Raw genomic sequence first — 22041 nt, 5'->3', positions numbered from 1 at the left:
CCCACAGGGGAAATACATTCCAACCTGTGGGAGCGAGCCTGCTCGCGAATGCTATCTGTCAGGCGATGAAGATCTGAAAGCCTTAGATCAGCGGCTCATCCGCCTTCTTCTGCTTCCAGCCATCATTGCCCGGCAGGATCAGGTTCAGCGCAATCGCCACCACCGCGCACAGCGCGATGCCTTTGAGGCCGAAGTCATCCGGACCAGTGCCGGTGCCGACCAGCACGCCGCCGATACCGAACACCAGCGTCACCGAAACAATCACCAGGTTGCGCGCTTCGCCCAGGTCGATCTTGTGGCGGATCAGGGTGTTCATGCCCACTGCCGCGATCGAACCGAACAACAGGCACAGAATCCCGCCCATTACCGGTACCGGAATGCTCTGCAGTAGCGCGCCGAACTTGCCGATGAACGCCAGGGTGATGGCGAAGATCGCCGCCCAGGTCATGATTTTCGGGTTGTAGTTCTTGGTCAGCATCACCGCGCCGGTCACTTCGGCGTAAGTGGTGTTGGGCGGGCCGCCGAACAGGCCGGCAGCAGTGGTGGCGATGCCGTCACCGAGCAGGGTGCGATGCAGGCCCGGCTTTTTCAGGTAATCGCGACCGGTCACGCTACCGACGGCAATCACGCCGCCGATGTGTTCGATCGCCGGGGCCAGCGCCACTGGAACGATGAACAGAATCGCCTGCCAGTTGAACTCGGGCGCGGTGAAGTGCGGCAGGGCGAACCATGGCGCTGCAGCAATTTTCGCTGTGTCGACCACGCCGAAATAGAACGACATGGCAAAGCCCACCAGCACGCCGGAAATGATCGGCACCAGACGGAAGATGCCTTTGCCGAACACCGCCACGATCAGCGTGGTCAGCAGCGCCGGCATGGAAATCATCATCGCCGTCTGATAGTGGATCAGCTCGCTGCCGTCGCCGGCCTTGCCCATCGCCATGTTCGCGGCAATCGGCGCCATGGCCAGGCCGATGGAGATGATCACCGGACCGATCACTACCGGCGGCAGCAAACGGTCAATGAAGCCGGTGCCTTTGATCTTCACAGCCAGGCCGAGGAAGGTGTAGACGAAACCGGCTGCCATCACCCCCCCCATGGTCGCGGCGAGGCCGAACTGGCCCTTGGCGAGGATGATCGGCGTGATGAAGGCGAAGCTCGACGCGAGGAACACCGGCACCTGACGCCCGGTGACGATCTGGAACAGGATCGTCCCCAGACCTGCGGTGAACAGTGCCACGTTGGGGTCGAGGCCGGTGATCAGCGGCATCAGCACCAAGGCGCCGAAGGCCACGAACAGCATCTGCGCGCCGGACAGCACCGTGCGCCAGAGCGGATCGTTGAACTCTTGCTGCATGGTCACGCGTCCTTCTGCTTGGTGCCGAAGATCTTGTCACCGGCGTCGCCAAGCCCAGGAATGATGTAGCCGTGCTCGTTCAAGCGTTCATCGATGGACGCGGTGTAGATGGTCACGTCCGGGTGCGCCTGCTCGACGGCAGCAATGCCTTCCGGCGCGGCCACCAGGACCATGGCGCGGATGTCGCGGCAACCGGCCTTTTTCAGCAGGTCGATGGTGGCAACCATGGAGCTGCCGGTGGCGAGCATCGGGTCGATGATCATCGCCAGGCGCTCGTCGATTTCCGGTACCAGTTTTTCCAGATAGGTGTGCGCTTGCAGGGTTTCTTCATTGCGGGCAACGCCCACAGCGGAGACCTTGGCGCCCGGGATCAGGCTGAGCACGCCTTCGAGCATGCCGATACCGGCACGCAGGATCGGCACGACGGTGATCTTTTTGCCGGCGATCTTCTCCACCGACACGGTGCCGCACCAGCCGGCAATGTCGTAGGATTCGAGCGGCAGATCTTTTGTAGCTTCATAGGTCAACAGGGCGCCGACTTCCTGAGCGAGCTCGCGGAAATTCTTGGTGCTGATGTCAGCGCGGCGCATCAGGCCGAGTTTATGACGGATCAGCGGATGGCGGATCTCGAGGATGGGCATGGGAAAGGCTCCGGCGGCGGGCAAAAAAACCGGCCTAGATTAATCTATCCGAGGGTGATGTCCTATAGGACATTCTGTACGTTAGTCCATAAGAGCTTGATTCGACCTCGCGGGATGCGTACCTTTGCCCGCTTTTCCAATTCCGCCAACCCCCTGGAGAGCGCCATGTCCGCTGATCTCGAGCATATCCGTCAAATCATGCGAGAGGCTGACTGCCTGTACACCGAATCTGAAGTCGAGGCGGCCATCGCCCGCGTCGGTGCACAAATCAACGAGCAACTGGCTGACAGCAATCCGGTGGTGTTCTGCGTGATGAACGGCGGCCTGATCTTCTCCGGCAAACTGCTGACGCACCTGCAATTCCCGCTGGAAGCGTCCTACCTGCACGCGACCCGTTATCGCAACGAAACCAGCGGCGGCGACCTGTTCTGGAAAGCCAAGCCGGAAGTCTCGTTCATCGACCGCGACGTGCTGATCATCGACGACATCCTCGACGAAGGTCATACCCTGGGCGCGATCATCGACTTCTGCAAACACGCCGGCGCACGCAAAGTGCACACCGCCGTGCTGATCGACAAGGACCACGACCGCAAGGCACGTCCTGACCTGAAAGCCGATTTCGTCGGCCTGCCGTGCATCGACCGCTACATCTTCGGTTATGGCATGGACTACAAAGGCTACTGGCGCAACGCCAACGGGATTTACGCCGTTAAAGGCATGTAAGAACCTGCATTGCCCCCTGTGGGAGCGAGCCTGCTCGCGAAGGCGTCGTGTCAGTCAGCATCATTGAAAACTGACACACCGCTTTCGCGAGCAGGCTCGCTCCCACAGTTGTTTTTGTGTGTGCTGATCCTTGCGCGACAGCCATGCTAGAGTGCTCGGCCCCGCCCCCGGAGCCTGTCATGCGCCTCTTGATCTGCAGTCTCGCCGCCCTGTTGCTGTCCCTCAGCCTGCCGCTGTCCGCCGCGCCGATGCACAGCCAGTTCCTGCCGCCGGACGATCTGACCCTGCGCGACGCTGAACCCGAGCAGCAGCAACTGCTGCAGGTCAGCGAGTATTCGGTGGTGGTCGGTGCGCAGCGCCAGTCCAATCAGCAGCCGATTCCGGTCACCTCATCCTTGTTGATCCGCCTCAAAGGCAAATCGCTGAACAAGGGCGCGAGCATTTCTCAGGTGTTGGTGAGTTTCGACGGCGAAAGCAAAAGCCTGAAAAAACCGGCCTACGACGACAAAAGCAAAACCCTGACGCTGTTCTATCCGCTCGCTCAGTACCGCGTGGTGATGGATCTGCTGCGCAATGACACTGTTTATGTGCAGTTCCTCAGTTATGCCAATGGCCATATCTGGGCCGATCTTCATACCGGGGCGATTCGTCCGCGTTGAGCCGGGCGGTCGGGCAGGGGTAAACTGCCCGCCCCGTGTCATGTCTGCGAGCTGGAGTCGGCAATGCGTAAAGATAAGAAACAAGTGATTGGTGACGAGATCGGCGATGAGCAGATCAAGCTGTTCCTCGATTTTGAGCCGGTCGACGCCACTTCGCCGTCGCTGCACAAACTGATCAAGGCCTATCGCGGTTTGCGCATCGATGATTTCGAGCGCTTTCTGGGCTTCTTCGTTGCGGCGGGTTATGACGTTGATGGCAAGGATGAGCAGGGCCAGACCTTTGTTGATCACATCAAGGATCAGCGTAATGCCGCCGAGTACATCGAGTTGATCGACAAGGCTCGCACCTAACTACCTGTGGCGAGGGGATTTAGCGAAACGTCGCACCGCCCCGTTCGGCTGCGCAGCAGTCGCAGAACCAGAAAATGCGGTTTGCCTGACACGCTTTGTCAGCAGGTTTTGGGGCCGCTTCGCAGCCCAGCGGGGATAAATCCCCTCGCCACAGAGCTTTGCAAGCCAGGAGTATTGGTTCTTGCCTGGCCATAAAAAAAACGCCCCGCACTCAACGAGTACGGGGCGTTTTTTATGCCGCAAGATCAAGCGAAGCTTGGCGTCTCGCTGCTTTCTTCAACCAGTTCCAAAGCGATGTTGTTCTGCGTGTTGATCTTGCGATACAGCGCAGCATCGGTTTCCAGAACCTTTTCACGGGCCGGGAAGATTTCCGCGAGTTTGCTTGCCCACTCGCCTGACGCCTTGGCCGGGAAGCACTTCTCGATCAGTTCGAGCATGATCGAAACGGTCACCGACGCGCCTGGCGAAGCGCCGAGCAGGGCAGCGAGGGAGCCGTCCTTCGCCGCGACCAGTTCGGTACCGAACTGCAGGATGCCGCCCTTTTTCGGATCCTTCTTGATGATCTGCACCCGTTGGCCGGCCACTTCCAGGCGCCAGTCTTCGGCTTTCGCCTGCGGGTAGAAACGCCGCAGCGATTCCAGGCGCTGTTCCATCGATTGCATCACTTCGCTGACCAGGTACTTGGTCAGGTCCATGTTGTTTTTCGCCACCGCCAGCATCGGCCCGATGTTGCCGGCGCGCACCGACATCGGCAGGTCCATGAAGGAGCCATGCTTGAGGAACTTGGTGGTGAAACCGGCGTATGGCCCGAACAGCAGGGATTTCTTGCCGTCGACGACGCGAGTGTCGAGGTGCGGCACCGACATCGGTGGCGAACCCACGGCCGCCTGGCTGTAGACCTTGGCCTGGTGGTGCTTGACCACTTCCGGGTTATCGCAGCGCAGCCACTGGCCACTGATCGGGAAGCCACCGAAGCCTTTGCTTTCTTCGATGCCCGAAGCCTGCAGCAACGGCAGGGCCGCGCCACCGGCACCGAGGAAGACAAACTTTGCGTCGACTTCGCGGGTGTTGCCGTTGTTGACGTCCTTGATGCTGACGGTCCAGCCGGCGCCGTTACGCTTGAGGCCGGTCACGCGCTTGCAGTATTTGACCTGAGTGTCCGGGGCGCTGCTCAGGTGCTTGAGCAACTGATTGGTCAGGGCGCCGAAGTTGACGTCGGTGCCGTTCATCACGCGGGTGGCGGCGAGGACCTCGTCGGGCGAGCGGCCCGGCATCATCAGCGGCATCCACTCGGCCATCTTGCCCTTGTCTTCGGTGTACTCCATGTCGGCAAACGCGTGGTGCTTGCTCAACACGTTGAAGCGCTCCTTGAGGAACGACACACCGCTCTCGCCCTGAACGAAACTCAGGTGCGGAACCGGGCTGATGAAGGATTTGCACGAGCCGAACGTGCCTTTTTTGGTCAGGTACGACCAGAACTGCTTCGACACCTCGAACTGGGTGTTGATGTGTACGGCTTTCTTGATGTCGACGCTGCCATCGGCAGCCTGCGGCGTGTAGTTCAGCTCGCACAGGCCGGCGTGACCGGTACCGGCGTTGTTCCACGGATTGGAACTCTCGGCGGCGCCGGAATCCATCAGCTCGACGACTTCCAGCTTGATCGCGGGGTCGAGCTCTTTGAGCAGTACGGCCAGGGTGGCACTCATGATGCCGGCCCCTACCAGAACTACGTCGACTGCTTCGTTATGCGCCATTTAACGCGTCTCCCAAATCTGCAGCACCAAATTGTCGGCATGGCTGCCAGGCGTTCCAGGGCAGGTCAGTGGGCCCGGGCTATCCGTGGTCAGGTTGGCCATGTCCGAATCTTCGCAATTTTTCGCAACTTCGACGGATGCGTGCGGCCTGGTTTCAAGCGTTCCATGAACGCATTTTCACGCAGGGCTGGCAATTCGACTTATGGTCGAGTCATCCGTTTTCGTGCAACCAAATCCGTAGCGGACAGGCTTCAGGCTCCGATGTTCGAGGTATACCCGGTCCTGTGTCGTTGGGCTGTTTCAGACGCTAATGGTGCATGTTCAGACGCAAAACTATTCATTTGCTCGCCACACTCTTGTGAAGTTGTGAAAACCCGTTTTTTTCACGCTCTTTTGAAGACGTGAACCTCAAAAAAGGGCTGCCTAGGCCTGGCACCTGCCCGCTAGGGCAAAACAACGCGGTGGCCGAGCGAATGACAGCTCTGCAGATTCGCGAAAAGCGGGTTTTTGCCGGAAGAACAGGCAAGCGCGCCAACTTCACTCGATCTGTGTGGGCGGCTCTCTGTGGGCGATTTTGATGTCGATGCATGCGCATTGACGCTGTTGCGGGGCCCGATCAGGAGACGTCCTTATAATCGGGGGGAGATTGTAGCGAAGAAATGCGCGCAGTTGCTCGTGTTTAATGACTTTTATTAGGCATCCGGTCAGATGCTCAACTGCACCTGACCCCGTGCGCGCATTTGTCGCGGTACGACCCGGGCGCTGGCGGGCAGCGGCTGGTTCAGCCAGGTCAGGCGGATTTCTTCGATTTCCACCCAGCCGTCGCCCATCGGTTGCAGGCTGCACTGCTTGAAGGCCTGGCAATGACCGTTGCGGTCGAGCAGGGCAAAGCTGCGATGCAGCGGGCGCGGGGCGAACAGTGAGATCAGATAACGCATGGCAGAGTTCCTTGAAGGAGGACTGCTGTGAAGCTTGCCGGTGGGCCGTGACGTCGCGGTGTATGGACGGTGAAGAATGTGTGACAGGAACCGCTTTCGGCGGGGTTTGTCTGACATTTCAGTATTCACTGTGCGGCGCTGGTTACGCGCAGTGGCCCACCGCTATACTGCCGGCCTGTTTGTGCCTGATTCTGGAGAGAAGAGCATGTTGCAACGCCTGTTGTTCGGTTTGATCACTGTCGCCGGTTTGACCCTCGCCGGCTGCGCCCACAGCCCGCAACAACTGAATCCGGAGCCGAAGCTGACCACGCAACTGCCAGCGGTCGGTCGCGGCCAGCCTGTCATCGTGCGTGTGGTCGACGGTCGTCCGTCGCCAACCCTCGGCACCCGTGGCGGTCTGTACCCGGAAACCAGCGCCATCACCGTACAGCGCGAGCAGATCCTGCCGAAGCTGCAGGCCCAGGCCGAGGCCGCCGTGCGTCTGCTCGGCTTCACCCCGACCACCAGCGCACCTAACGCGCCGCAGCTGACCGTGACCCTGGCCGAGCTGAAATACCAGTCGCCGAAAGAAGGCATGTACGTGACCGAAGCCACCATCGGCGCGACCTTCCGCTCCGACGTGCAGAACGCCAACCGCCGTTACAGCGGCCGTTACGGTGCGTCGCTGGACCAGCGCTTCGGCATGGCGCCGAATCAGGAGACCAATACCAAACTGGTCAGCGATGTATTGAGTGACGCACTGACGCGTCTGTTCAAGGACCCGACCGTGGGTCAGGTGCTCGCTGAGTAAGTTTGCAGCGAATGTGAAAAAGCCCGGGGCCAGTGATGGTTCCGGGCTTTTTTGTGGCCGCATGTTTTGAATACCGCATAAACCTGCTCGCGAAAGCGCTGGCTCAGTCGAATCAATGTTGACTGACCCAATGCATTCGCGAGCAGGCTCGCTCCCACCGGGGGGATCTGCTGTGTTTCAGGCAGCCTGGGAATAGAAATCAAGCACGCTCACGCCAGTCAGCAAATCGGTCTCGGGCAAGTCCGCATGCTGATGCCCGCCCAGCGCGCAATACACCAGCCAGTGCCGATCCTGCACGTTGAATGCAAGGCTGCCGACCAGGCTTTGCTGGTCGTCGTAAGGAGTGATGAGGTACAGGCGATCCTGGTTTTCCGCGTGCAGCATGTCGCATTCCATTCGGGTTTCGAGGCGCGCAGGGTGAAGCATCCAGATGACGATGCCATGACACAGGACAGCCATCGGTCGATTGTCAGGTTATTTGTCGCAAAGGCTGGGGCAGGGCGTCAGGGTTTGGGTAGAATCCGCGCCGCGGTCGTCGGTCTGGCGTCTGCCACACCGGTTAAGTTCGAGGTCTGTGATGTCGCTGCACTTGATGTCGCTGCACTTGATGACGCTGTTTACCGCCCATCCCGCCAAGTTGATCAACCTGCTGGCCTTGCTGCTGGCCTTTCCGGGCAGCTGGCTGCTGCACGCGACCCGCCGCCGTGAGCAACGCGCCCAGGCCAGTCTCGCCGCCCAGCGCCAGGCGCAGCCCAATGCCGAGCCGATGCTCGATTGGGCGACGTTGCGCATGAACCGGTTTTTCTATCGTTTTGGTTTTGCTTGCCTGGGGCTTGCTTTGATCGTCTCCTGGATCAGCACGCGCTTCTGAAGCAATAGCAAACCTGTGGTGAGGGGATTTATCCCCGTTGGAGTGCGCAGCGCTCCCAAGTTTTTACCTGAGAAAAACAGGGCCTGCTACGCAGTCCAGCGGGGATAAATCCCCTCGCCACAGTTGTTACCTATAGCGGCAACCCAGCCTTGACCCGGTATTGATTACGCACCGGCGTCGCATATTGCAGCACCAGGTACGGCCGATGCTCAGCGGGGCAGGCATCCAGTCGGCTTTGCCACTCATCCTGCGCCTTGGCCAGTTCGTCAGCCGGGAACACCTCGGCCGCCGTCGGCACATTCAGTTGCGGATCGGCATCCGCCCACTGCGCGTACGCCAGATAATGCACCGGGAACAACCGGTAGCCGCCGAGAATCTGCTTGTCCATCTCGATCGCCAATTGCTTGGTGTCCTCGAACACTTCGGTGATCGGCGCGGCAAAGTTCACGTGGACCCGGCCCTTGTAGCCGGTGATGCCCTTGGCGATGCTCACGTCATCCTCGCCCGGCGCCTTGGCGTAGGTGCCGGTGGTGGCGCGGATGTAGAGTTCGCGGGCCTTGGCCTGGTCACACGGGTCGTACTCATAGCTGATCGACACCGGCGTCACGTTGAGCGAGCGGATCACTTCGCCGAACGGCTCGTCCTTGCGGCTCATGTGGAACATCTTGAGGATCGCCGACTCGGTACGGTCGTCGCCGTCCTTCGCCCGACCTTCAGCCTGAGCAATCCAGATCGAGGCGCAATCGTTGCGGATCGAGTGGTTGATGTACGCCGAAAGCAGTTGATACGCAGCCATTTTCTCGCGACGGCCGGTGATCGAACGGTGGACGATGAAGCTCTTGTTCAAGCGCATCAGGTCGCTGACAAACGGCTTTTGCAGCAGGTTGTCGCCAATCGCGATGCGCGGCGTCGGCAGGCCGGCGTGGTACACGGCGTAGTTGACGAAGGCCGGGTCCATGACGATATCGCGGTGGTTGGCGATGAACAGGTAGGCGCTGCCGGACTTGAACTGCTCGACACCGGTATACGTCACGCCGTCGGTGGCGCGCTCGATGGTGTGGTCGACGTAGAACTCGACTTTGTCCTGTAAGGTAGCCACGGAATTCACGTCGGCAAACTCACGACGCAGCCGATGGGCTATAAGAGGTTTGAGCATCCAGCCGAAGGCACCGGCAAAACGCGGGAAGCGGAAGTGGGTGAGGATATCTAGAAACGCCTTGTCGCCGAGCAGCCTTGCCAGTACCGCAGGTACTTCGCTGTCGTCGTAAGGTCGGATGGCATCGAATTCGCCCATCATGCTCTCTTGTTGGAAACGGCTAGGGTAAGTAAAGGGTTTGATCGAAAACCCGCGGGGCACGGTCTGAAAAGTAGTCAGACAAAAATAGCCCTGCAAATAGACCGGCGATTATACGCACAAGTCACTGGGGAGACCGCGATGCTGGAAAATGCACTGTATGAATGTCCGTATTGCGGTGAGGAAGTCGAGACCACTCTGGATTTGTCCGGTGGGGATCAAACGTATATCGAAGACTGCCAGGTGTGCTGTCGTCCGATCACGTTCGTCCTGCAGGTGCATGAAGAAGAGTGGCATCTGGAAGTCTTCAGCGAAAACGAGTGAGGGCCGCGTATGCAGCGCATCTACGAACCGGCGAACCTGATGGAGGGCGAAATGCTCAAGGGCATGCTCGCCACTGAGGGGATCGAGGCGCATTTGATTGGCCGTGATCTGGTGGGCGGTGCGGGTGAATTGCCGATCTTCGGCCTGCTCTGGCTGTCGGTGGATAACGATCAGGCCGAATACGCCCGCGAGCTGATCACCGCGTACAATGCCGCGCTGCCGTTGCCTGGCGACGAACCGGAAAGCTTTCCCGGCACGCTGGTCTGTTAGGCTGGCCTTCGTTTTATTCAGAGTCGTGTTGCCCCATGTGTGGACGTTATGCCCTGTTTCGCTGGAACCGCGACTTCGCGGCCCTGCCAGGTTTTCCCGCCGATCAACAGGCGCAGTGGAACATTTCCCCCAATGATTCGGTGTTGATGCTGCGTGCCGACGAAGACGGCCAGCGCACGTTGGCCCGTGCGCGCTGGGGCCTGACACCGCCGTGGCTGACCGATCTGTCGAAGACCCCGGCCCATGCTCGCGCCGAAACCGTGGCCGAGCAGCCGATGTTTCGTGAGGCGCTGCGTCTGCGGCGTTGCCTGCTGCCGGCCAATGGTTTCTACGAATGGCGCGGCACCCAGCGCAAGCGACCGTACTGGTTGACGCCGGGGGAGGGCTCGTCGTTGTTTTTCGCCGCGATCTGGGAAGCGTATCCGGTGCAGGAACAGGTCTGGCTGAGCACGGCGGTGATCACTCAATCGGCGGCGAGTCAGCGGCGGCCGTTGATTCTTGATGAAGCGGGGCAGGCTGCCTGGCTTGATCCTGAAACGCCGCTGCATGTGTTGCAGGGTTTGCTCGCCAGTGAACCGGCGGCGCTGCGCGAGCGGGTGCTGGCGAATCTGGTAAATGATCCGAAGTTGAACGGGCCGGAGTGCCTGACCCCGGCTTGATGAGTGATCTGTGCCGGCATATTCGCGAGCAGGCTCGCTCCCACAGGGGAATGCAATCCAACTGTGAGAGCGAGCCTGCTCGCGATGAGGATCTAAAGATCAAACCTTGAACTGATTGATCAACCGCCGCTGCTGCTCGGCCAGTTTGGTCAACCCGGCGCTCGCCGAACTCGATTCATCTGCACCGCCCGCCACTTCATTCGCCACCTGACCGATATTGATCACATTGCGGTTGATGTCGTCGGCCACTGCACTTTGCTCTTCGGCTGCACTGGCAATCTGCGTGTTCATGTCGTTGATCACCGACACGGCCTGGGTGATCGTCTCCAGCGCTTCGGCCGCTTTCGCCGCGTGCTGCACGCTTTCGTCGGTGCGGTTCTGGCTGTCTTCCATCACGCGCACCACATCGCGCGTGCCCTGTTGCAACTGCTGGATCATGCTCTGGATTTCTTCAGTGGCCTTCTGGGTTTTCTGCGCCAGATTGCGCACCTCGTCGGCGACCACGGCAAAACCGCGACCCTGCTCGCCGGCTCGCGCGGCTTCGATCGCCGCGTTCAGTGCCAGCAGGTTGGTCTGTTCAGCGATGCCGCGAATGGCAGTGAGGATGGCATTGATGTTTTCGCTGTCTTTGGCCAGCGTCTGCACTACCTCGACAGCCTTGCCGATTTCCACCGCCAGTACGCCAATCGAATTCGAGGTGTCGCGGACGATCTGCATGCCTTGGCTTGCGGCCTGATCGGCGTGGCTTGCCGCCTGTGCGGCCTGGGTGGCGTTGCGCGCCACGTCCTGGGCGGTGGCGGTCATTTCCTGCACCGCTGTCGCCACTTGATCGATTTCGGCCATTTGTTTCTGCACGCCGATGTTGGTGCGGATGGCGATGTCGGCGGTGTGTTCCGAGGAATCGCTGACGCTCTGCACCGAGGTCACCACTTGGGTGATCATCGCCTGCAACTTGCCGAGGAAAGTGTTGAAGCCCTTGGCAATCGAGCCCAATTCGTCGCTGCGGTCACTGCTCAAACGCCGGGTCAGATCGCCTTCGCCCTGAGCGATGTCATCGAGCATGGCGACCATTTGCTTGAGTGGCCGCGCGATGCCGTGACCCACCAGCCAGATCACCAGCAGGCCGATGCCAGCGATGATCAGACCGACCATGGCCATGCCGAAGGTGTCGGATTTGCGCTGGGCATCAAGGTCGGCTTGCAGGTTTTGCAGATCGGCCATGACGGCGTTGAGCGGCAATTGCAGCATCAGTGTCCAGCGTGCGTCGGTCTGGCCGATGCCGAACGGCAGGTACAGTTCGATGCGGCCCTTGGCCTGATTCATCGAGTAGGTGACCTGGTCGCGCTTGAGACTGGCCAGATTGCTGGTTTGTTCGGCGTCGAGGATGTCGCTGACTTTTTCACCAAATTTGCTCGAGTCCTTGGTGTAGGCAACGATCCGCCCGTTGCCGCCGACCAGCGCCATTTCACCGGCGCCGCTGTAAAGCTTCTGATTGGCGGCGAGGAGCATGTCCTGAATGAAGTTCACCGAGAGGTCGGCGCCGACGATGCCCTGAAACGCGCCGTTGACCATGATCGGTTCAATGAACGAGGCAAGCATGACGATCTTGTCGCCGACCTTGTACGGTGCCGGGTCGATCACGCAGGCTTTCTTCGTCTCTTTCGAGCACAGGTAGTACTCGCTGGCGCGCACCCCGGTGGACAAGGTTTTCTGATCGTCGACATCGGCCAGTTTGTCTACGCCCAGACTGCCGTCGGTATTGCGGAACCACCACGGCAGGAAACGTCCATTGGCTGGATCGATACCGACCACGGCGCTGCCGATGTAGGCCGCGTCATTGTGGTCCAGTGCGTTTTTTTCCCAGCCGATGTAGGTGCCGAGAATCTTCGGGTTCTTTTCGACGTTTTCCTTGATCAGGCTGATCAGTTGTTCGCGGCTGACGCTCAGGCGCGGCTGGCCATCGGTGCCGTTTGTACCGAGCAGGGCGTTGACGCGCACCAGGCCGCCAGCAATCAGCAGCGGCGCTTCAAGTTCGCGCTGGATCTGGCTGACCTGGGTCTGCGCCAGCGAGGTCAGGCGCTGTTCGATGACTTGCTCGAACTGCGCCTGGGTGCGCTGTTGCACCATTTCTTGCGTGCGAGCGCCGGAGAACAGCGCGTACAGCACCAGCGCCGCGACCACGCTGAGAACGATGGCGCCGGCCAGAGCGGCGACGGAAAACTGGATCGACTTGAACTTCATGGGAGCTCCGCACGCAAGAGGACAATCTGCGAGGGATTTATCGGCGGGGTGTGCAGGGCCATGAGAGACGTTGGTCGGAATCGGCCAGCGATGTCGCTGATGGATCGGTGCACGGCGGATTCAATGCGCGTTGAGGAATTTCCAGCCAGACTTGCGGCCTTAGGTGGATGTACGCGCAATGCGTCCGTTGTATCTGGCGCCGATACAATTAGCCGCCTAGGATACGCCTCAGGTTTTCAGGGAGCTTTTGAATGAACAAGACATTAGTGGTAAGTGCTTTGAGCGCAGCGCTGTTGCTGGCCGGTTGTCAGTCGGTCAACACCACCAGCGGCGGTGCCGTCGGCGTAGAGCGCAAGCAGTACATGTTCAGCATGCTGTCCTCGCAAGAGGTCGACCAGATGTACGCGCAGTCTTATCAGAAGACCGTCGGCGAGGCGTCGAGCAAAGGTGTGCTGGACAAGACCAGCCCGGAAGCCAAACGCGTGCAGACCATCGCCAACCGCTTGATCGCCCAGGCGCCGACCTTCCGCCCGGACGCGGCGCAGTGGCAATGGGAAGTCAATCTGATCAAGAGCGATGAGCTCAACGCCAACTGCGGTCCCGGCGGCAAGATCATCTTCTACACCGGGCTGATCGACAGCCTGAAACTCACCGACGATGAAATCGCTGCGGTCATGGGCCATGAAATCGCCCACGCCCTGCGCGAGCACGGTCGTGAGGCGATGTCCAAAGCCTATGGCATGGAAATGGCCAAGCAGGGCGCCGGCGCTTTGTTCGGTCTGGGCCAGGACAGCTTGGCGCTGGCCGACACCGTGGCCAACTACGGCATGACCTTGCCCAACAGTCGCGCCAACGAAAACGAAGCCGACCTGATCGGCCTGGAACTGGCCGCCCGCGCCGGCTACAACCCGAACGCGGCGATCACCCTGTGGGACAAGATGAACAAGGCTTCCGAAGGCGCGCCACCGGAATTCATGAGCACTCACCCGGCATCCAGCAGCCGCATTGCTGCGTTGCAGGCAGCGATTCCGAAGGTGATGCCGCTGTACGAAAAAGCGCCGAAGTCCTGAGCCAATGATCGTTCCCACGCTCTGCGTGGGAATGCAGCCCGGGACGCTCTGCGTCCCATTGGAACGCGGAGCGTCCCTTGAGGCATTCCCACGCAGAGCGTGGGAACGATCCTTCAAATCCCCTCACCACAGGTTTTGGGTAGTTCAGTAGACGGGGTAAACCCAGCCGCTGCTCTGCATCGCTTTATAAACCGCAACAATCGCCAGAATCATGAACGCCGAAGCCGCGAGGCGGCGGATCAAGGTCAGCGGCAGTTTCTCTGCGGCAAAGTTACCCGCCAGGACCACCGGCACGTTGGCAATCAGCATGCCCACGGTGGTGCCGATAATCACCAGCCACAGTTCCGGATATTGCGCAGCGAGCATCACCGTGGCGATCTGCGTTTTGTCGCCGATTTCCGCGAGGAAGAACGCGATCAGTGTGGTCAGGAACGGCCCGAACTTGCGCGCCGTGCTGGCTTCGTCGTCATCCATTTTGTCCGGGACCAGCGTCCACAGTGCCGTGGCGGCGAAGCTGGCGGCGAGGATCCAGTGCAGGACGGCGTCGGAGAAGAAACTGCCGACCCAGGCGCCTACCGCACCGGCTGCTGCGTGGTTGGCCAAAGTCGCGGCGACAATCCCGGCAATGATCGGCCAGGGTTTGCGAAAGCGAGCGGCGAGAATCAGCGCGAGCAGTTGCGTCTTGTCGCCGATTTCGGCCAAGGCAACGATTGCGGTGGGAACGAGTAACGAGTCCAGCATCAGGGATTTCCTAAGGGGCGGGTCGACACGGCTATGACACGTACAGCCTTCCCGCCCCGGGTAAGGTGTGCGTGTCATAGGTCTTGTCAAACCCTGCGATCCGTCTGGTGCGGACGCTTGGGTCGCATACGCCATGATCTGAGGATCAAGTATGTTGACGTATGCCGGACGAGCTTGGCGCTCGTGGGAGACTACTCCCCTAGGACGGAGCGGATTCTGCCTAGGCAAATCCGATTGGGCAAGAACAAATTTTCAGCCGCGCTTGGCCCGGTAAATCCGGAAACCATTGCCTTCAGCCTTGATCGCACACACGCCCAAGTGCTCCTCGATCAGCGGTTGATACTTGAGAAAGCTGTTCGCCACAAGGCGCAGTTCGCCACCGTTTTTCAGATGTTTCGCCGCTTTTCGCAGCAGGTTCTCCGTAGCGAAATAATCGGTGTGCACGCCGACATGGAACGGCGGATTGCTCAGAATCGCGCTCAAACCCATCGGCGCGGCATCGATGCCGTCGCCGGTCAGCACTTCGGCTTCCAGGCCATTGGCTGCCAGGGTCAGACGACTGCTGGCGGCGGCGAACGCGTCGACATCCAGCAACGTCACCTGATTGTGCGGATAGCGACGTTTCACCGCAGCCCCGAGCACGCCGGCGCCGCAACCGAAGTCGAGCAGATGGCCGCTCGGCAGTTTGTCCAGATGCTCCAGCAGCAGGGCGCTGCCGCGATCCAGTCGACCGTGGCTGAACACGCCCGGCAGGCTGATGACTTTCAACGGCCCTTCGGCCAGCGGCAGTTCGTAGGTCTGCGCCAGGCTTTCCAGCGGTTTCGCTTCAGGCGCATTGGCCACGGTGACTTGCCAGAGCTGGCAGTGACGGGCACTGTCGAGTTTGCGTGGCTTGCCGAACGGATTGAGCTGCTTGGATGCGCCTTCGATGCCGCTGCGTTTTTCCCCGACCAGAAACACCTCACGCCCGGCCAGACGCGACGCCACGGCGTTAAGAATGTAATCGGTGAGGTCCTTGGATTTGGGCAGGAACACCACAGCGCCGTCGAACTCACGCTCGGGCACGTTCACGCCGAACTGGCTGCGGCCTTCGAAACGCGCGTCCAGTGCGGCTTGATCGCCAGCGTGCCAGCACCAGCCGAACGCATTCGGCAGACGCCCGAGCAAATCGTCGGCGGGCAGGCCGACCAACAGCAGCGAACCCTGGAATAACTCGGCCTGACGAAGCAGTACTTCACTGCGCGGATCCATAACTGCTCCTTGAAAAAAAGTGCCGCAGTTTATCAACTGACGACCCGCAGCGCCTCACCGCTGAAGAACGCCTGGGCGTTTTCGCTCAGTTGCCCGACGATACGCTGGCGCGCCTCGCGACTGCCCCAAGCGTTATGCGGGGTGACGATCAGGCGCGGGATATCGGCGGCGAGCAGCGGATTGCCCTGGGTCGGTGGCTCCACACTCAACACATCGGTCGCCGCACCGCCGAGGTGGCCGCTACGTAAAGCGTCGGCCAGCGCTTGCTCGTCGATCAAGCCGCCACGAGCGGTATTGACCACAAATGCGCCGGGCCTCATCGAGGCCAGTTCGCGGGCACCGATGAAATGCCGGGTGTGCTCGTTGAGCGGGCAGTGCAGGGTGAGCGCGTCGATCTGCGGCAGCAGTTCTTCCAGCGGCAAGCGATCCGGCCGAGCCGGGCGCCCGGGAATCTGCCCGAGCAACACACGCATGCCGAACGCTTCGGCCAACCGCGCCACGGCACCACCAAGTTCGCCGTGGCCGAGCAGGCCGAGGGTTTTGCCTTGCAGTTCGACGATCGGGTAGTCGAGCAGGCAGAACTGTTTCGCCTGTTGCCAGCGGCCTGCGCCCACAGCTTGCTGATAGTCGGCCAGGCGCGTGGCGAGGTTGAGCAACAGCATGATCGTGTGTTGCGCCACCGACGGCGTGCCGTAAGCCTGGCAATTGCACACGGTGATGCCGTGAGCGCGGGCGGCAGTGAGGTCGACATTGTTGGTGCCGGTGGCGCTGATCAGGATCAGTTTCAGTTGCGGGTTGGCAGCCATCGCGGCCGCGTCGATCACGACTTTGTTGGTGATCGCCACACTGGCGCCGTGCAGGCGTTCGCTGACCTGTTCCGGAAGAGTCTGGGCGAACAGCTGCAAGTCGCTGAAGCATTCGCGCAACGGACCGAGGTCCAGATCGCCGAGATCCAGCGAAGGGTGATCAAGGAATACCGCGCGGCGCGTGTTCGTCATCAACTGTACCTTTTGTGCTGTGAGCGGAGGGCGTACCCTGCCGAGCCTACCAGATGAAACAAATCGTTACGCTGACCCCGCAGCGGACACATAACCCTGTGGCGAGGGGATTTAGCGAAACGTCGCACCGCCCCGATCGGCTGCGCAGCAGTCGCAAAATCATTGCCTGCGGGCCAGACAGAAGTTTTTGGGGCTGCTGCGCAACCCAACGGGGATGAATCCCCTCGCCACAGGACTGCGTTCTTTTCAGATTTTTTATTGACCAAGCTGCCCCAAAGGAGCCCCCATGTACTGGACCGAGTTCTTGACCGTTGCCCTGATCCATCTGCTCGCCGTGGCCAGCCCTGGACCGGACTTTGCCGTGGTCGTGCGCGAGAGCGTGACCCATGGGCGTCGCGCCGGCACCTGGACCGCGCTGGGCGTGGGCTCGGCGATTTTCCTGCATGTCGGCTATTCGTTGCTCGGCATCGGTCTGATCGTGTCGCAGTCGATCGTGCTGTTCAACGCGCTGAAGTGGGCCGCCGCCGCGTATCTGCTTTACATCGGCTTCAAGGCCTTGCGCGCGCAACCGGCGAAAACCGTCACCGATGACTTGCACCGGGAAACCGGCGTACGCACCGCGCGGGGCGCGTTTACCTCGGGCTTCGTCACCAACGGCCTGAACCCGAAAGCCACGCTGTTTTTCCTCTCGCTGTTCACCGTGGTGATCAACCCGCACACGCCGCTGGCCGTGCAGGCCGGTTACGGCGTTTACCTGGCGGTGGCGACGGCGATCTGGTTCTGCCTGGTGGCGATGCTGTTCAGCCAACACCGCGTGCGCGCCGGCTTCGCCCGCATGGGCCACTGGTTCGACCGCACTATGGGTGCCGTGCTGATTGCTCTCGGCGTGAAAATCGCGTTCACCGAGATGCATTGAGAACTGGAACACATCAATCCCTGTGGGAGCGAGCCTGCTCGCGAAAGCGCCAGTACAGTCACCAAAAATGTCGACTGAACCGACGCCTTCGCGAGCAGGCTCGCTCCCACCGGTCGTGTTTTCTTCAACTTCGGCCCGAAATGCTGGCGCAAAGCTAGCATTTGTACGGCTCTGCAAATCATTCCTTTGGCTGATTTGACTGTCATGCAGGCGCACTAGAGTACGAATCTCTCCGCCAACACCGTGCAGTCAGAAAAGGGATTCTTATGTTGCAGACTCGGGTCATTCCGCCGGCCGATGGGGCCTACCAGTATCCATTGCTGATCAAACGGCTGCTGATGTCCGGCGCCCGTTACGAGAAAACCCGCGAAATCATCTACCGCGACCAGTTGCGCTACAGCTATCCGACCCTGATCGAGCGGGTTGCGCGGCTGGCCAACGTGCTGACGGCTGCTGGCGTGAAGGCCGGTGACACCGTGGCGGTGATGGACTGGGACAGCCACCGTTACCTGGAATGCATGTTCGCCATTCCGATGATCGGCGCGGTGATCCACACCATCAATGTGCGTCTGTCGCCAGAACAGATCCTCTACACCATGAACCACGCCGAGGACCGCTTCGTGCTGGTCAACAGTGAGTTCGTCGGGCTGTATCAGGCCATCGCGCCGCAGCTGACCACGGTGGAGAAAACCCTGCTGCTGAGCGATCTCCCGGAGAAAACCGCAGAGCTGCCGAACCTCGTCGGCGAATATGAGCAACTGCTGGCCGCCGCGAGTGCGCAATACGATTTTCAGGACTTCGACGAAAACTCGGTCGCCACCACGTTCTACACCACCGGCACCACGGGCAATCCGAAAGGCGTGTATTTCACCCATCGGCAATTGGTGCTGCACACCATCGGCGTGGCGACGATCATGGGTTCGATCGACAGCGTACGGCTGCTCGGCACCAACGATGTGTACATGCCGATCACGCCGATGTTCCACGTCCACGCCTGGGGTTTGCCGTACGTGGCGACCATGCTCGGGCTCAAGCAGGTTTATCCGGGGCGCTACGACCCGGAGTATCTGGTGGAGTTGTGGCGCAAGGAGAAGGTCACCTTTTCCCATTGCGTGCCGACCATCCTGCAGATGCTGCTCAACGCCAAGGCCGCGCAGGGTGCCGACTTCGGCGGCTGGAAGATCGTCATCGGCGGCAGCGCACTCAATCGCAGCCTCTATGAAAACGCCAAGGCCCGTGGCATTCAGCTGACAGCCGCGTACGGCATGTCGGAAACCGGGCCGCTGGTGTCTTGCGCGCACCTCAACGACGAACTGATGGCCGGCAGCGAAGACGAGCGCACCACTTACCGGATCAAGGCCGGTGTACCGGGGCCGTTGGTCGAAGCGGCGATTGTCGACGGCGACGGCAATTTCCTTCCGGCCGACGGTGAAACCCAGGGCGAACTGGTGCTGCGCGCGCCGTGGCTGACCGAAGGCTATTTCAATGAACCGCAGAAGGGGGCCGAGCTCTGGGCCGGTGGCTGGTTGCACACCGGCGACGTCGCCACGCTCGACAGCATGGGCGTGATCGATATTCGTGATCGCATCAAGGACGTGATCAAGACCGGCGGCGAGTGGATCTCCTCCCTCGACCTCGAAGACCTGATCAGCCGGCATGCGGCGGTACGCGAAGTAGCAGTGGTGGGCATCGCCGATCCGCAGTGGGGCGAGCGCCCGTTTGCCTTGCTGGTGGTCCGCGAAGGGCAGGTGATCGGCGCACGGGAACTGAAGGAACACCTCAAGCCGTTCGTCGAGCTGGGGCACCTGAGCAAGTGGGCGATCCCCAGTCAGATCGCCCTTGTTACCGAAATTCCCAAGACCAGTGTCGGCAAGCTCGACAAGAAGCGCATTCGCCTCGACATCACCGAGTGGCAAGCCAACAACAGCACCTTCCTTTCGACACTTTGAGTGCCTGCTGGCGCGCCGAAACCGGCGCGCCAGACCCACCAAGCAAGCGCTTGGCTTGTGAAATCGAAAAAATCAGCCATCCTTGCCGTGCCGACTTGTGTCGGACTGGCGAAAGGACTGTTCCAGAGTGGTTGGCGGCTGCAAATCACACTTTAGAGGGATCAAGCACTACCACCCGCTGGCTATAGTCCGCTCAAGGACTTTTTGAAAACGGAGCACACGCACTGAACGGGGCGAGCAACTCTGGAACGATTTCGGGCAGCCCTGGCGCCCGGTCCTCCACAGCGTTTTTAAAAGTACTCACTGCCATAACAATAATGCACATGGAGTAGCGTCGATGACCTCAGTTAACCAGTTCTGGCGCCGGGCGAAACTGCCTCTGGCGGTCAGTCTTGCCTCCTCGCTCGCCGGGCCTGCATTCGGCGTCAGTTTCAACGTCGGTGAAATCGAAGGCCAGTTCGACTCGTCCCTGTCGATCGGTGCCAGTTGGTCTACTCAGAGCCCGAACAAGAACCTCATCGGCGTCAACAACGGCGGCCGCGGCCTGTCGCAGACTTCCGATGACGGTCACGCCAACTTCAAGAGCGGCGAAACCTTCTCGAAGATCTTCAAGGGCATCCATGACCTTGAATTGAAATACGGCGACACCGGCGTGTTCGTCCGTGGCAAATACTGGTACGACTTCGAACTGAAGGACGAGAGCCGCGAGTTCAAGGACATCAGCGACAGCAACCGCAAAGAGGGCGCCAAGTCCTCCGGCGGGCAGATCCTCGACGCCTTCGTCTACCACAACTACGCGATTGCCGATCAGCCGGGCTCCGTGCGTCTGGGCAAGCAGGTAGTGAGCTGGGGTGAAAGTACCTTCATCGGCGGCGGCATCAACTCGATCAACCCGATCGACGTCTCCGCGTTCCGTCGTCCGGGCGCCGAGATCAAGGAAGGCCTGATTCCGGTCAACATGTTCTACGTGTCGCAGAGCCTCACCGATAACCTCTCGGCCGAAGCGTTCTACCAGCTGGAATGGGACCAGACCGTCGTCGACAACTGCGGCACCTTCTTCTCCCAGCCGGACATCGTTGCCGACGGTTGCGACAACAATTTGCGCGTACTGAACAAGCGTTCGCAGATTCCGGCGATCGCTTTGGGGCCATTGGCCGCCAACGGTGTGAACGTCGACCAAGAAGGCGTGCTGGTGCGCCGTGGGCCGGACCGTGACGCGCGCGACAGCGGTCAGTGGGGCGCGTCCCTCAAATACATGTTCGAGCCACTCGACACCGAGTTCGGCGCCTATTTCATGAACTACCACAGCCGTGCGCCGATCTTCAGTGCAACCGGCGCACCGCAGTCGGTCTACAACACTGCCGCCGCGCTGCCGGGGCCGTTTGCCGCGCTCGCACCGCTGCTGGTCGCGGGCAATTCGAATTACTTCATCGAATACCCGGAAGACATTCGTCTCTACGGTCTGAGCTTCTCCACCACCCTGCCTACCGGTACGGCGTGGAGCGGTGAGATCAGCTACCGTCCGAACGCGCCTGTGCAACTGAACTCCACCGACATCCTGTTTGCCGGTGTGCGTCCGCTGGGCGGCGCGCTGACCAACGCTTCGCTGCTCACTGGCGTGCCGGGTCAGGATCTGCACGGTTACGAGCGCAAGGAAATCACCCAACTGCAAACGACCTTCACGCACTTCTTCGATCAGGTCATGGGCGCCAGCCGTCTGACCCTCGTCGGTGAAGTCGGCGCGACCTACGTCGGTGGCCTGGAAAGCCGTTCCGACAAGCGCTATGGCCGTGACCCGGTCTACGGTCCGGGTGAGTTGCCGGCCACTGGCGGTATCGATACCTGCGCCAACATCCTCAACAACAGCACCATCAACGGCGCAGGCCCGGGTTCGCCGCAGAACAACCGCAGCCGCAATTGCGAAAACGACGGCTTCACCACCTCGATGTCCTGGGGCTACCGTGGTCGGGCGATCTGGGAATACAACGACGTCTTCGCCGGCGTGAACCTGAAGCCGAACGTGGCCTGGTCCCACGACGTCAGCGGTTACTCGCCAGGCCCTGGCGGCAACTTCGAGGAAGGTCGCAAAGCGGTCAGCCTGGGCGTCGACGCCGAATACCAGAACACCTACACCGCGAGCCTGGCTTACACCAATTTCTTCGACGGCAAGTACACCACCGTGGATGACCGCGACTTCGTGGCGCTCAGCTTCGGCGTGAACTTCTAAGCACTGCATTTCAGGAC

Annotated in this window: 22 protein-coding genes, 1 pseudogene and 1 riboswitch; of the genes and pseudogenes, 12 read left to right on the top strand and 11 right to left on the bottom strand. The window is 60.6% G+C overall.

Annotated features, from left to right (window positions below; translation table 11 throughout):
- Positions 1-82: 82 nt before the first annotated feature.
- The gene (locus KVG87_RS16050) at positions 83-1357 is read right to left on the bottom strand and encodes a uracil-xanthine permease family protein (RefSeq protein WP_071173568.1); all 1275 of its coding nucleotides are present in this window, start codon (positions 1355-1357) and stop codon (positions 83-85) included.
- 2 nt (positions 1358-1359) lie between these two features.
- Entirely contained in the window at positions 1360-1998 is a 639-nt protein-coding gene (upp, locus tag KVG87_RS16045) for a uracil phosphoribosyltransferase (RefSeq protein WP_024014279.1), read from the bottom strand.
- Positions 1999-2163: 165 nt separating this feature from the next.
- Between upp and KVG87_RS16040 the strand changes: the two genes are divergently transcribed.
- The 3 genes from KVG87_RS16040 to KVG87_RS16030 all read left to right on the top strand — a co-directional run bounded on the left by KVG87_RS16040 (position 2164) and on the right by KVG87_RS16030 (position 3731).
- Positions 2164-2721, top strand: a complete 558-nt coding sequence (locus KVG87_RS16040) for a hypoxanthine-guanine phosphoribosyltransferase (RefSeq protein ID WP_016773231.1) — start codon at positions 2164-2166, stop codon at positions 2719-2721.
- Between the two features lie 179 nt (positions 2722-2900).
- A complete protein-coding gene (locus KVG87_RS16035) occupies positions 2901-3380 on the top strand; it encodes a hypothetical protein (RefSeq protein ID WP_016773232.1) in 480 nt (159 codons plus the stop codon).
- Positions 3381-3443: 63 nt separating this feature from the next.
- A complete protein-coding gene (locus KVG87_RS16030) occupies positions 3444-3731 on the top strand; it encodes a PA4642 family protein (protein ID WP_217851497.1) in 288 nt (95 codons plus the stop codon).
- 245 nt (positions 3732-3976) lie between these two features.
- Here the strand turns inward: KVG87_RS16030 and mqo are convergent, their stop codons facing one another.
- Entirely contained in the window at positions 3977-5485 is a 1509-nt protein-coding gene (mqo, locus tag KVG87_RS16025; RefSeq protein ID WP_024014277.1) for a malate dehydrogenase (quinone), read from the bottom strand.
- A 704-nt stretch (positions 5486-6189) separates the two neighbouring features.
- Positions 6190-6423, bottom strand: a complete 234-nt coding sequence (locus tag KVG87_RS16020; RefSeq protein WP_039761314.1) for a hypothetical protein — start codon at positions 6421-6423, stop codon at positions 6190-6192.
- Positions 6424-6628: 205 nt separating this feature from the next.
- Here KVG87_RS16020 and KVG87_RS16015 point away from each other — a divergent pair, with 205 nt between their 5' ends.
- A complete protein-coding gene (locus tag KVG87_RS16015; RefSeq protein WP_039761315.1) occupies positions 6629-7213 on the top strand; it encodes a YajG family lipoprotein in 585 nt (194 codons plus the stop codon).
- A 177-nt stretch (positions 7214-7390) separates the two neighbouring features.
- Here the strand turns inward: KVG87_RS16015 and KVG87_RS16010 are convergent, their stop codons facing one another.
- Positions 7391-7597 carry a hypothetical protein gene (locus tag KVG87_RS16010; RefSeq protein WP_016770662.1) on the bottom strand — a complete coding sequence of 69 codons (207 nt, stop codon included), beginning with the start codon at positions 7595-7597 and terminating at the stop codon, positions 7391-7393.
- 208 nt (positions 7598-7805) lie between these two features.
- On the opposite strand from KVG87_RS16010, the gene KVG87_RS16005 reads away from it, so the two are divergent.
- On the top strand, positions 7806-8084 hold the full coding sequence (locus KVG87_RS16005; protein WP_016770663.1) for a hypothetical protein: 279 nt from the start codon (positions 7806-7808) through the stop codon (positions 8082-8084).
- 130 nt (positions 8085-8214) lie between these two features.
- On the opposite strand, the gene KVG87_RS16000 is transcribed toward KVG87_RS16005, so the two are convergent.
- Positions 8215-9381, bottom strand: a complete 1167-nt coding sequence (locus KVG87_RS16000; protein ID WP_041479984.1) for a 1-acyl-sn-glycerol-3-phosphate acyltransferase — start codon at positions 9379-9381, stop codon at positions 8215-8217.
- Between the two features lie 138 nt (positions 9382-9519).
- Between KVG87_RS16000 and KVG87_RS15995 the strand changes: the two genes are divergently transcribed.
- Genes KVG87_RS15995 through KVG87_RS15985 form a run of 3 tightly spaced genes read left to right on the top strand, consistent with a single transcriptional unit; the run spans position 9520 to position 10631 of the window.
- A complete protein-coding gene (locus KVG87_RS15995) occupies positions 9520-9702 on the top strand; it encodes a CPXCG motif-containing cysteine-rich protein (RefSeq protein WP_024014273.1) in 183 nt (60 codons plus the stop codon).
- Between the two features lie 9 nt (positions 9703-9711).
- The gene (locus tag KVG87_RS15990) at positions 9712-9972 is read left to right on the top strand and encodes a putative signal transducing protein (protein ID WP_016773239.1); all 261 of its coding nucleotides are present in this window, start codon (positions 9712-9714) and stop codon (positions 9970-9972) included.
- A gap of 35 nt (positions 9973-10007) precedes the next feature.
- Positions 10008-10631, top strand: a complete 624-nt coding sequence (locus tag KVG87_RS15985; protein ID WP_039761324.1) for an SOS response-associated peptidase — start codon at positions 10008-10010, stop codon at positions 10629-10631.
- Positions 10632-10730: 99 nt separating this feature from the next.
- On the opposite strand, the gene KVG87_RS26250 is transcribed toward KVG87_RS15985, so the two are convergent.
- Positions 10731-11474, bottom strand: coding sequence for a methyl-accepting chemotaxis protein (locus KVG87_RS26250; protein ID WP_371915155.1), 744 nt, complete (start codon positions 11472-11474; stop codon positions 10731-10733).
- Positions 11475-11585: 111 nt separating this feature from the next.
- Positions 11586-11783, bottom strand: a pseudogene (locus tag KVG87_RS26245) (HAMP domain-containing protein); the annotation flags it as partial.
- Positions 11784-13123: 1340 nt separating this feature from the next.
- On the opposite strand from KVG87_RS26245, the gene KVG87_RS15975 reads away from it, so the two are divergent.
- Positions 13124-13942 (top strand): M48 family metallopeptidase, encoded by an 819-nt coding sequence (locus KVG87_RS15975; protein WP_217851495.1) that lies wholly within the window; start codon positions 13124-13126, stop codon positions 13940-13942.
- A gap of 144 nt (positions 13943-14086) precedes the next feature.
- Here the strand turns inward: KVG87_RS15975 and KVG87_RS15970 are convergent, their stop codons facing one another.
- The 3 genes from KVG87_RS15970 to KVG87_RS15960 all read right to left on the bottom strand — a co-directional run bounded on the left by KVG87_RS15970 (position 14087) and on the right by KVG87_RS15960 (position 16932).
- Positions 14087-14683: a TMEM165/GDT1 family protein gene (locus KVG87_RS15970; protein ID WP_217851494.1), complete on the bottom strand. Its 597-nt coding sequence runs from the start codon at positions 14681-14683 to the stop codon at positions 14087-14089.
- Between the two features lie 88 nt (positions 14684-14771).
- Positions 14772-14896: riboswitch (yybP-ykoY riboswitch) on the bottom strand.
- Positions 14897-14935: 39 nt separating this feature from the next.
- A complete protein-coding gene (locus KVG87_RS15965; protein WP_217851492.1) occupies positions 14936-15934 on the bottom strand; it encodes a methyltransferase in 999 nt (332 codons plus the stop codon).
- Between the two features lie 32 nt (positions 15935-15966).
- Positions 15967-16932 (bottom strand): 2-hydroxyacid dehydrogenase, encoded by a 966-nt coding sequence (locus KVG87_RS15960; protein WP_217851490.1) that lies wholly within the window; start codon positions 16930-16932, stop codon positions 15967-15969.
- A 286-nt stretch (positions 16933-17218) separates the two neighbouring features.
- Here KVG87_RS15960 and KVG87_RS15955 point away from each other — a divergent pair, with 286 nt between their 5' ends.
- The 3 genes from KVG87_RS15955 to KVG87_RS15945 all read left to right on the top strand — a co-directional run bounded on the left by KVG87_RS15955 (position 17219) and on the right by KVG87_RS15945 (position 22024).
- Positions 17219-17848: a LysE family translocator gene (locus KVG87_RS15955; protein ID WP_056790244.1), complete on the top strand. Its 630-nt coding sequence runs from the start codon at positions 17219-17221 to the stop codon at positions 17846-17848.
- Between the two features lie 266 nt (positions 17849-18114).
- Positions 18115-19797: a fatty acid--CoA ligase gene (locus tag KVG87_RS15950; protein WP_217851488.1), complete on the top strand. Its 1683-nt coding sequence runs from the start codon at positions 18115-18117 to the stop codon at positions 19795-19797.
- 337 nt (positions 19798-20134) lie between these two features.
- The gene (locus tag KVG87_RS15945) at positions 20135-22024 is read left to right on the top strand and encodes a DUF1302 domain-containing protein (RefSeq protein ID WP_076564086.1); all 1890 of its coding nucleotides are present in this window, start codon (positions 20135-20137) and stop codon (positions 22022-22024) included.
- Positions 22025-22041: the final 17 nt, after the last annotated feature.

Origin of the sequence: Pseudomonas siliginis, from assembly GCF_019145195.1 — a bacterium.
Taxonomy (GTDB): Bacteria; Pseudomonadota; Gammaproteobacteria; order Pseudomonadales; family Pseudomonadaceae; genus Aquipseudomonas; species Aquipseudomonas siliginis.
The sequence above is the reverse complement of the archived record's forward strand: the minus strand, read 5'-3'. Positions and strand labels throughout refer to the sequence as shown.

What these genes read in the sequence shown, in the direction of transcription:
- KVG87_RS16050 (WP_071173568.1), bottom strand. Translation starts at nt 1,357, where the DNA reads ATGCAGCAAGAGTTCAACGATCCGCTCTGGCGCACGGTGCTGTCCGGC.
- upp (WP_024014279.1), bottom strand. Translation starts at nt 1,998, where the DNA reads ATGCCCATCCTCGAGATCCGCCATCCGCTGATCCGTCATAAACTCGGC.
- KVG87_RS16040 (WP_016773231.1), top strand. Translation starts at nt 2,164, where the DNA reads ATGTCCGCTGATCTCGAGCATATCCGTCAAATCATGCGAGAGGCTGAC.
- KVG87_RS16035 (WP_016773232.1), top strand. Translation starts at nt 2,901, where the DNA reads ATGCGCCTCTTGATCTGCAGTCTCGCCGCCCTGTTGCTGTCCCTCAGC.
- KVG87_RS16030 (WP_217851497.1), top strand. Translation starts at nt 3,444, where the DNA reads ATGCGTAAAGATAAGAAACAAGTGATTGGTGACGAGATCGGCGATGAG.
- mqo (WP_024014277.1), bottom strand. Translation starts at nt 5,485, where the DNA reads ATGGCGCATAACGAAGCAGTCGACGTAGTTCTGGTAGGGGCCGGCATC.
- KVG87_RS16020 (WP_039761314.1), bottom strand. Translation starts at nt 6,423, where the DNA reads ATGCGTTATCTGATCTCACTGTTCGCCCCGCGCCCGCTGCATCGCAGC.
- KVG87_RS16015 (WP_039761315.1), top strand. Translation starts at nt 6,629, where the DNA reads ATGTTGCAACGCCTGTTGTTCGGTTTGATCACTGTCGCCGGTTTGACC.
- KVG87_RS16010 (WP_016770662.1), bottom strand. Translation starts at nt 7,597, where the DNA reads ATGCTGCACGCGGAAAACCAGGATCGCCTGTACCTCATCACTCCTTAC.
- KVG87_RS16005 (WP_016770663.1), top strand. Translation starts at nt 7,806, where the DNA reads ATGTCGCTGCACTTGATGACGCTGTTTACCGCCCATCCCGCCAAGTTG.
- KVG87_RS16000 (WP_041479984.1), bottom strand. Translation starts at nt 9,381, where the DNA reads ATGATGGGCGAATTCGATGCCATCCGACCTTACGACGACAGCGAAGTA.
- KVG87_RS15995 (WP_024014273.1), top strand. Translation starts at nt 9,520, where the DNA reads ATGCTGGAAAATGCACTGTATGAATGTCCGTATTGCGGTGAGGAAGTC.
- KVG87_RS15990 (WP_016773239.1), top strand. Translation starts at nt 9,712, where the DNA reads ATGCAGCGCATCTACGAACCGGCGAACCTGATGGAGGGCGAAATGCTC.
- KVG87_RS15985 (WP_039761324.1), top strand. Translation starts at nt 10,008, where the DNA reads ATGTGTGGACGTTATGCCCTGTTTCGCTGGAACCGCGACTTCGCGGCC.
- KVG87_RS26250 (WP_371915155.1), bottom strand. Translation starts at nt 11,474, where the DNA reads ATGGCCGAAATCGATCAAGTGGCGACAGCGGTGCAGGAAATGACCGCC.
- KVG87_RS15975 (WP_217851495.1), top strand. Translation starts at nt 13,124, where the DNA reads ATGAACAAGACATTAGTGGTAAGTGCTTTGAGCGCAGCGCTGTTGCTG.
- KVG87_RS15970 (WP_217851494.1), bottom strand. Translation starts at nt 14,683, where the DNA reads ATGCTGGACTCGTTACTCGTTCCCACCGCAATCGTTGCCTTGGCCGAA.
- KVG87_RS15965 (WP_217851492.1), bottom strand. Translation starts at nt 15,934, where the DNA reads ATGGATCCGCGCAGTGAAGTACTGCTTCGTCAGGCCGAGTTATTCCAG.
- KVG87_RS15960 (WP_217851490.1), bottom strand. Translation starts at nt 16,932, where the DNA reads ATGACGAACACGCGCCGCGCGGTATTCCTTGATCACCCTTCGCTGGAT.
- KVG87_RS15955 (WP_056790244.1), top strand. Translation starts at nt 17,219, where the DNA reads ATGTACTGGACCGAGTTCTTGACCGTTGCCCTGATCCATCTGCTCGCC.
- KVG87_RS15950 (WP_217851488.1), top strand. Translation starts at nt 18,115, where the DNA reads ATGTTGCAGACTCGGGTCATTCCGCCGGCCGATGGGGCCTACCAGTAT.
- KVG87_RS15945 (WP_076564086.1), top strand. Translation starts at nt 20,135, where the DNA reads ATGACCTCAGTTAACCAGTTCTGGCGCCGGGCGAAACTGCCTCTGGCG.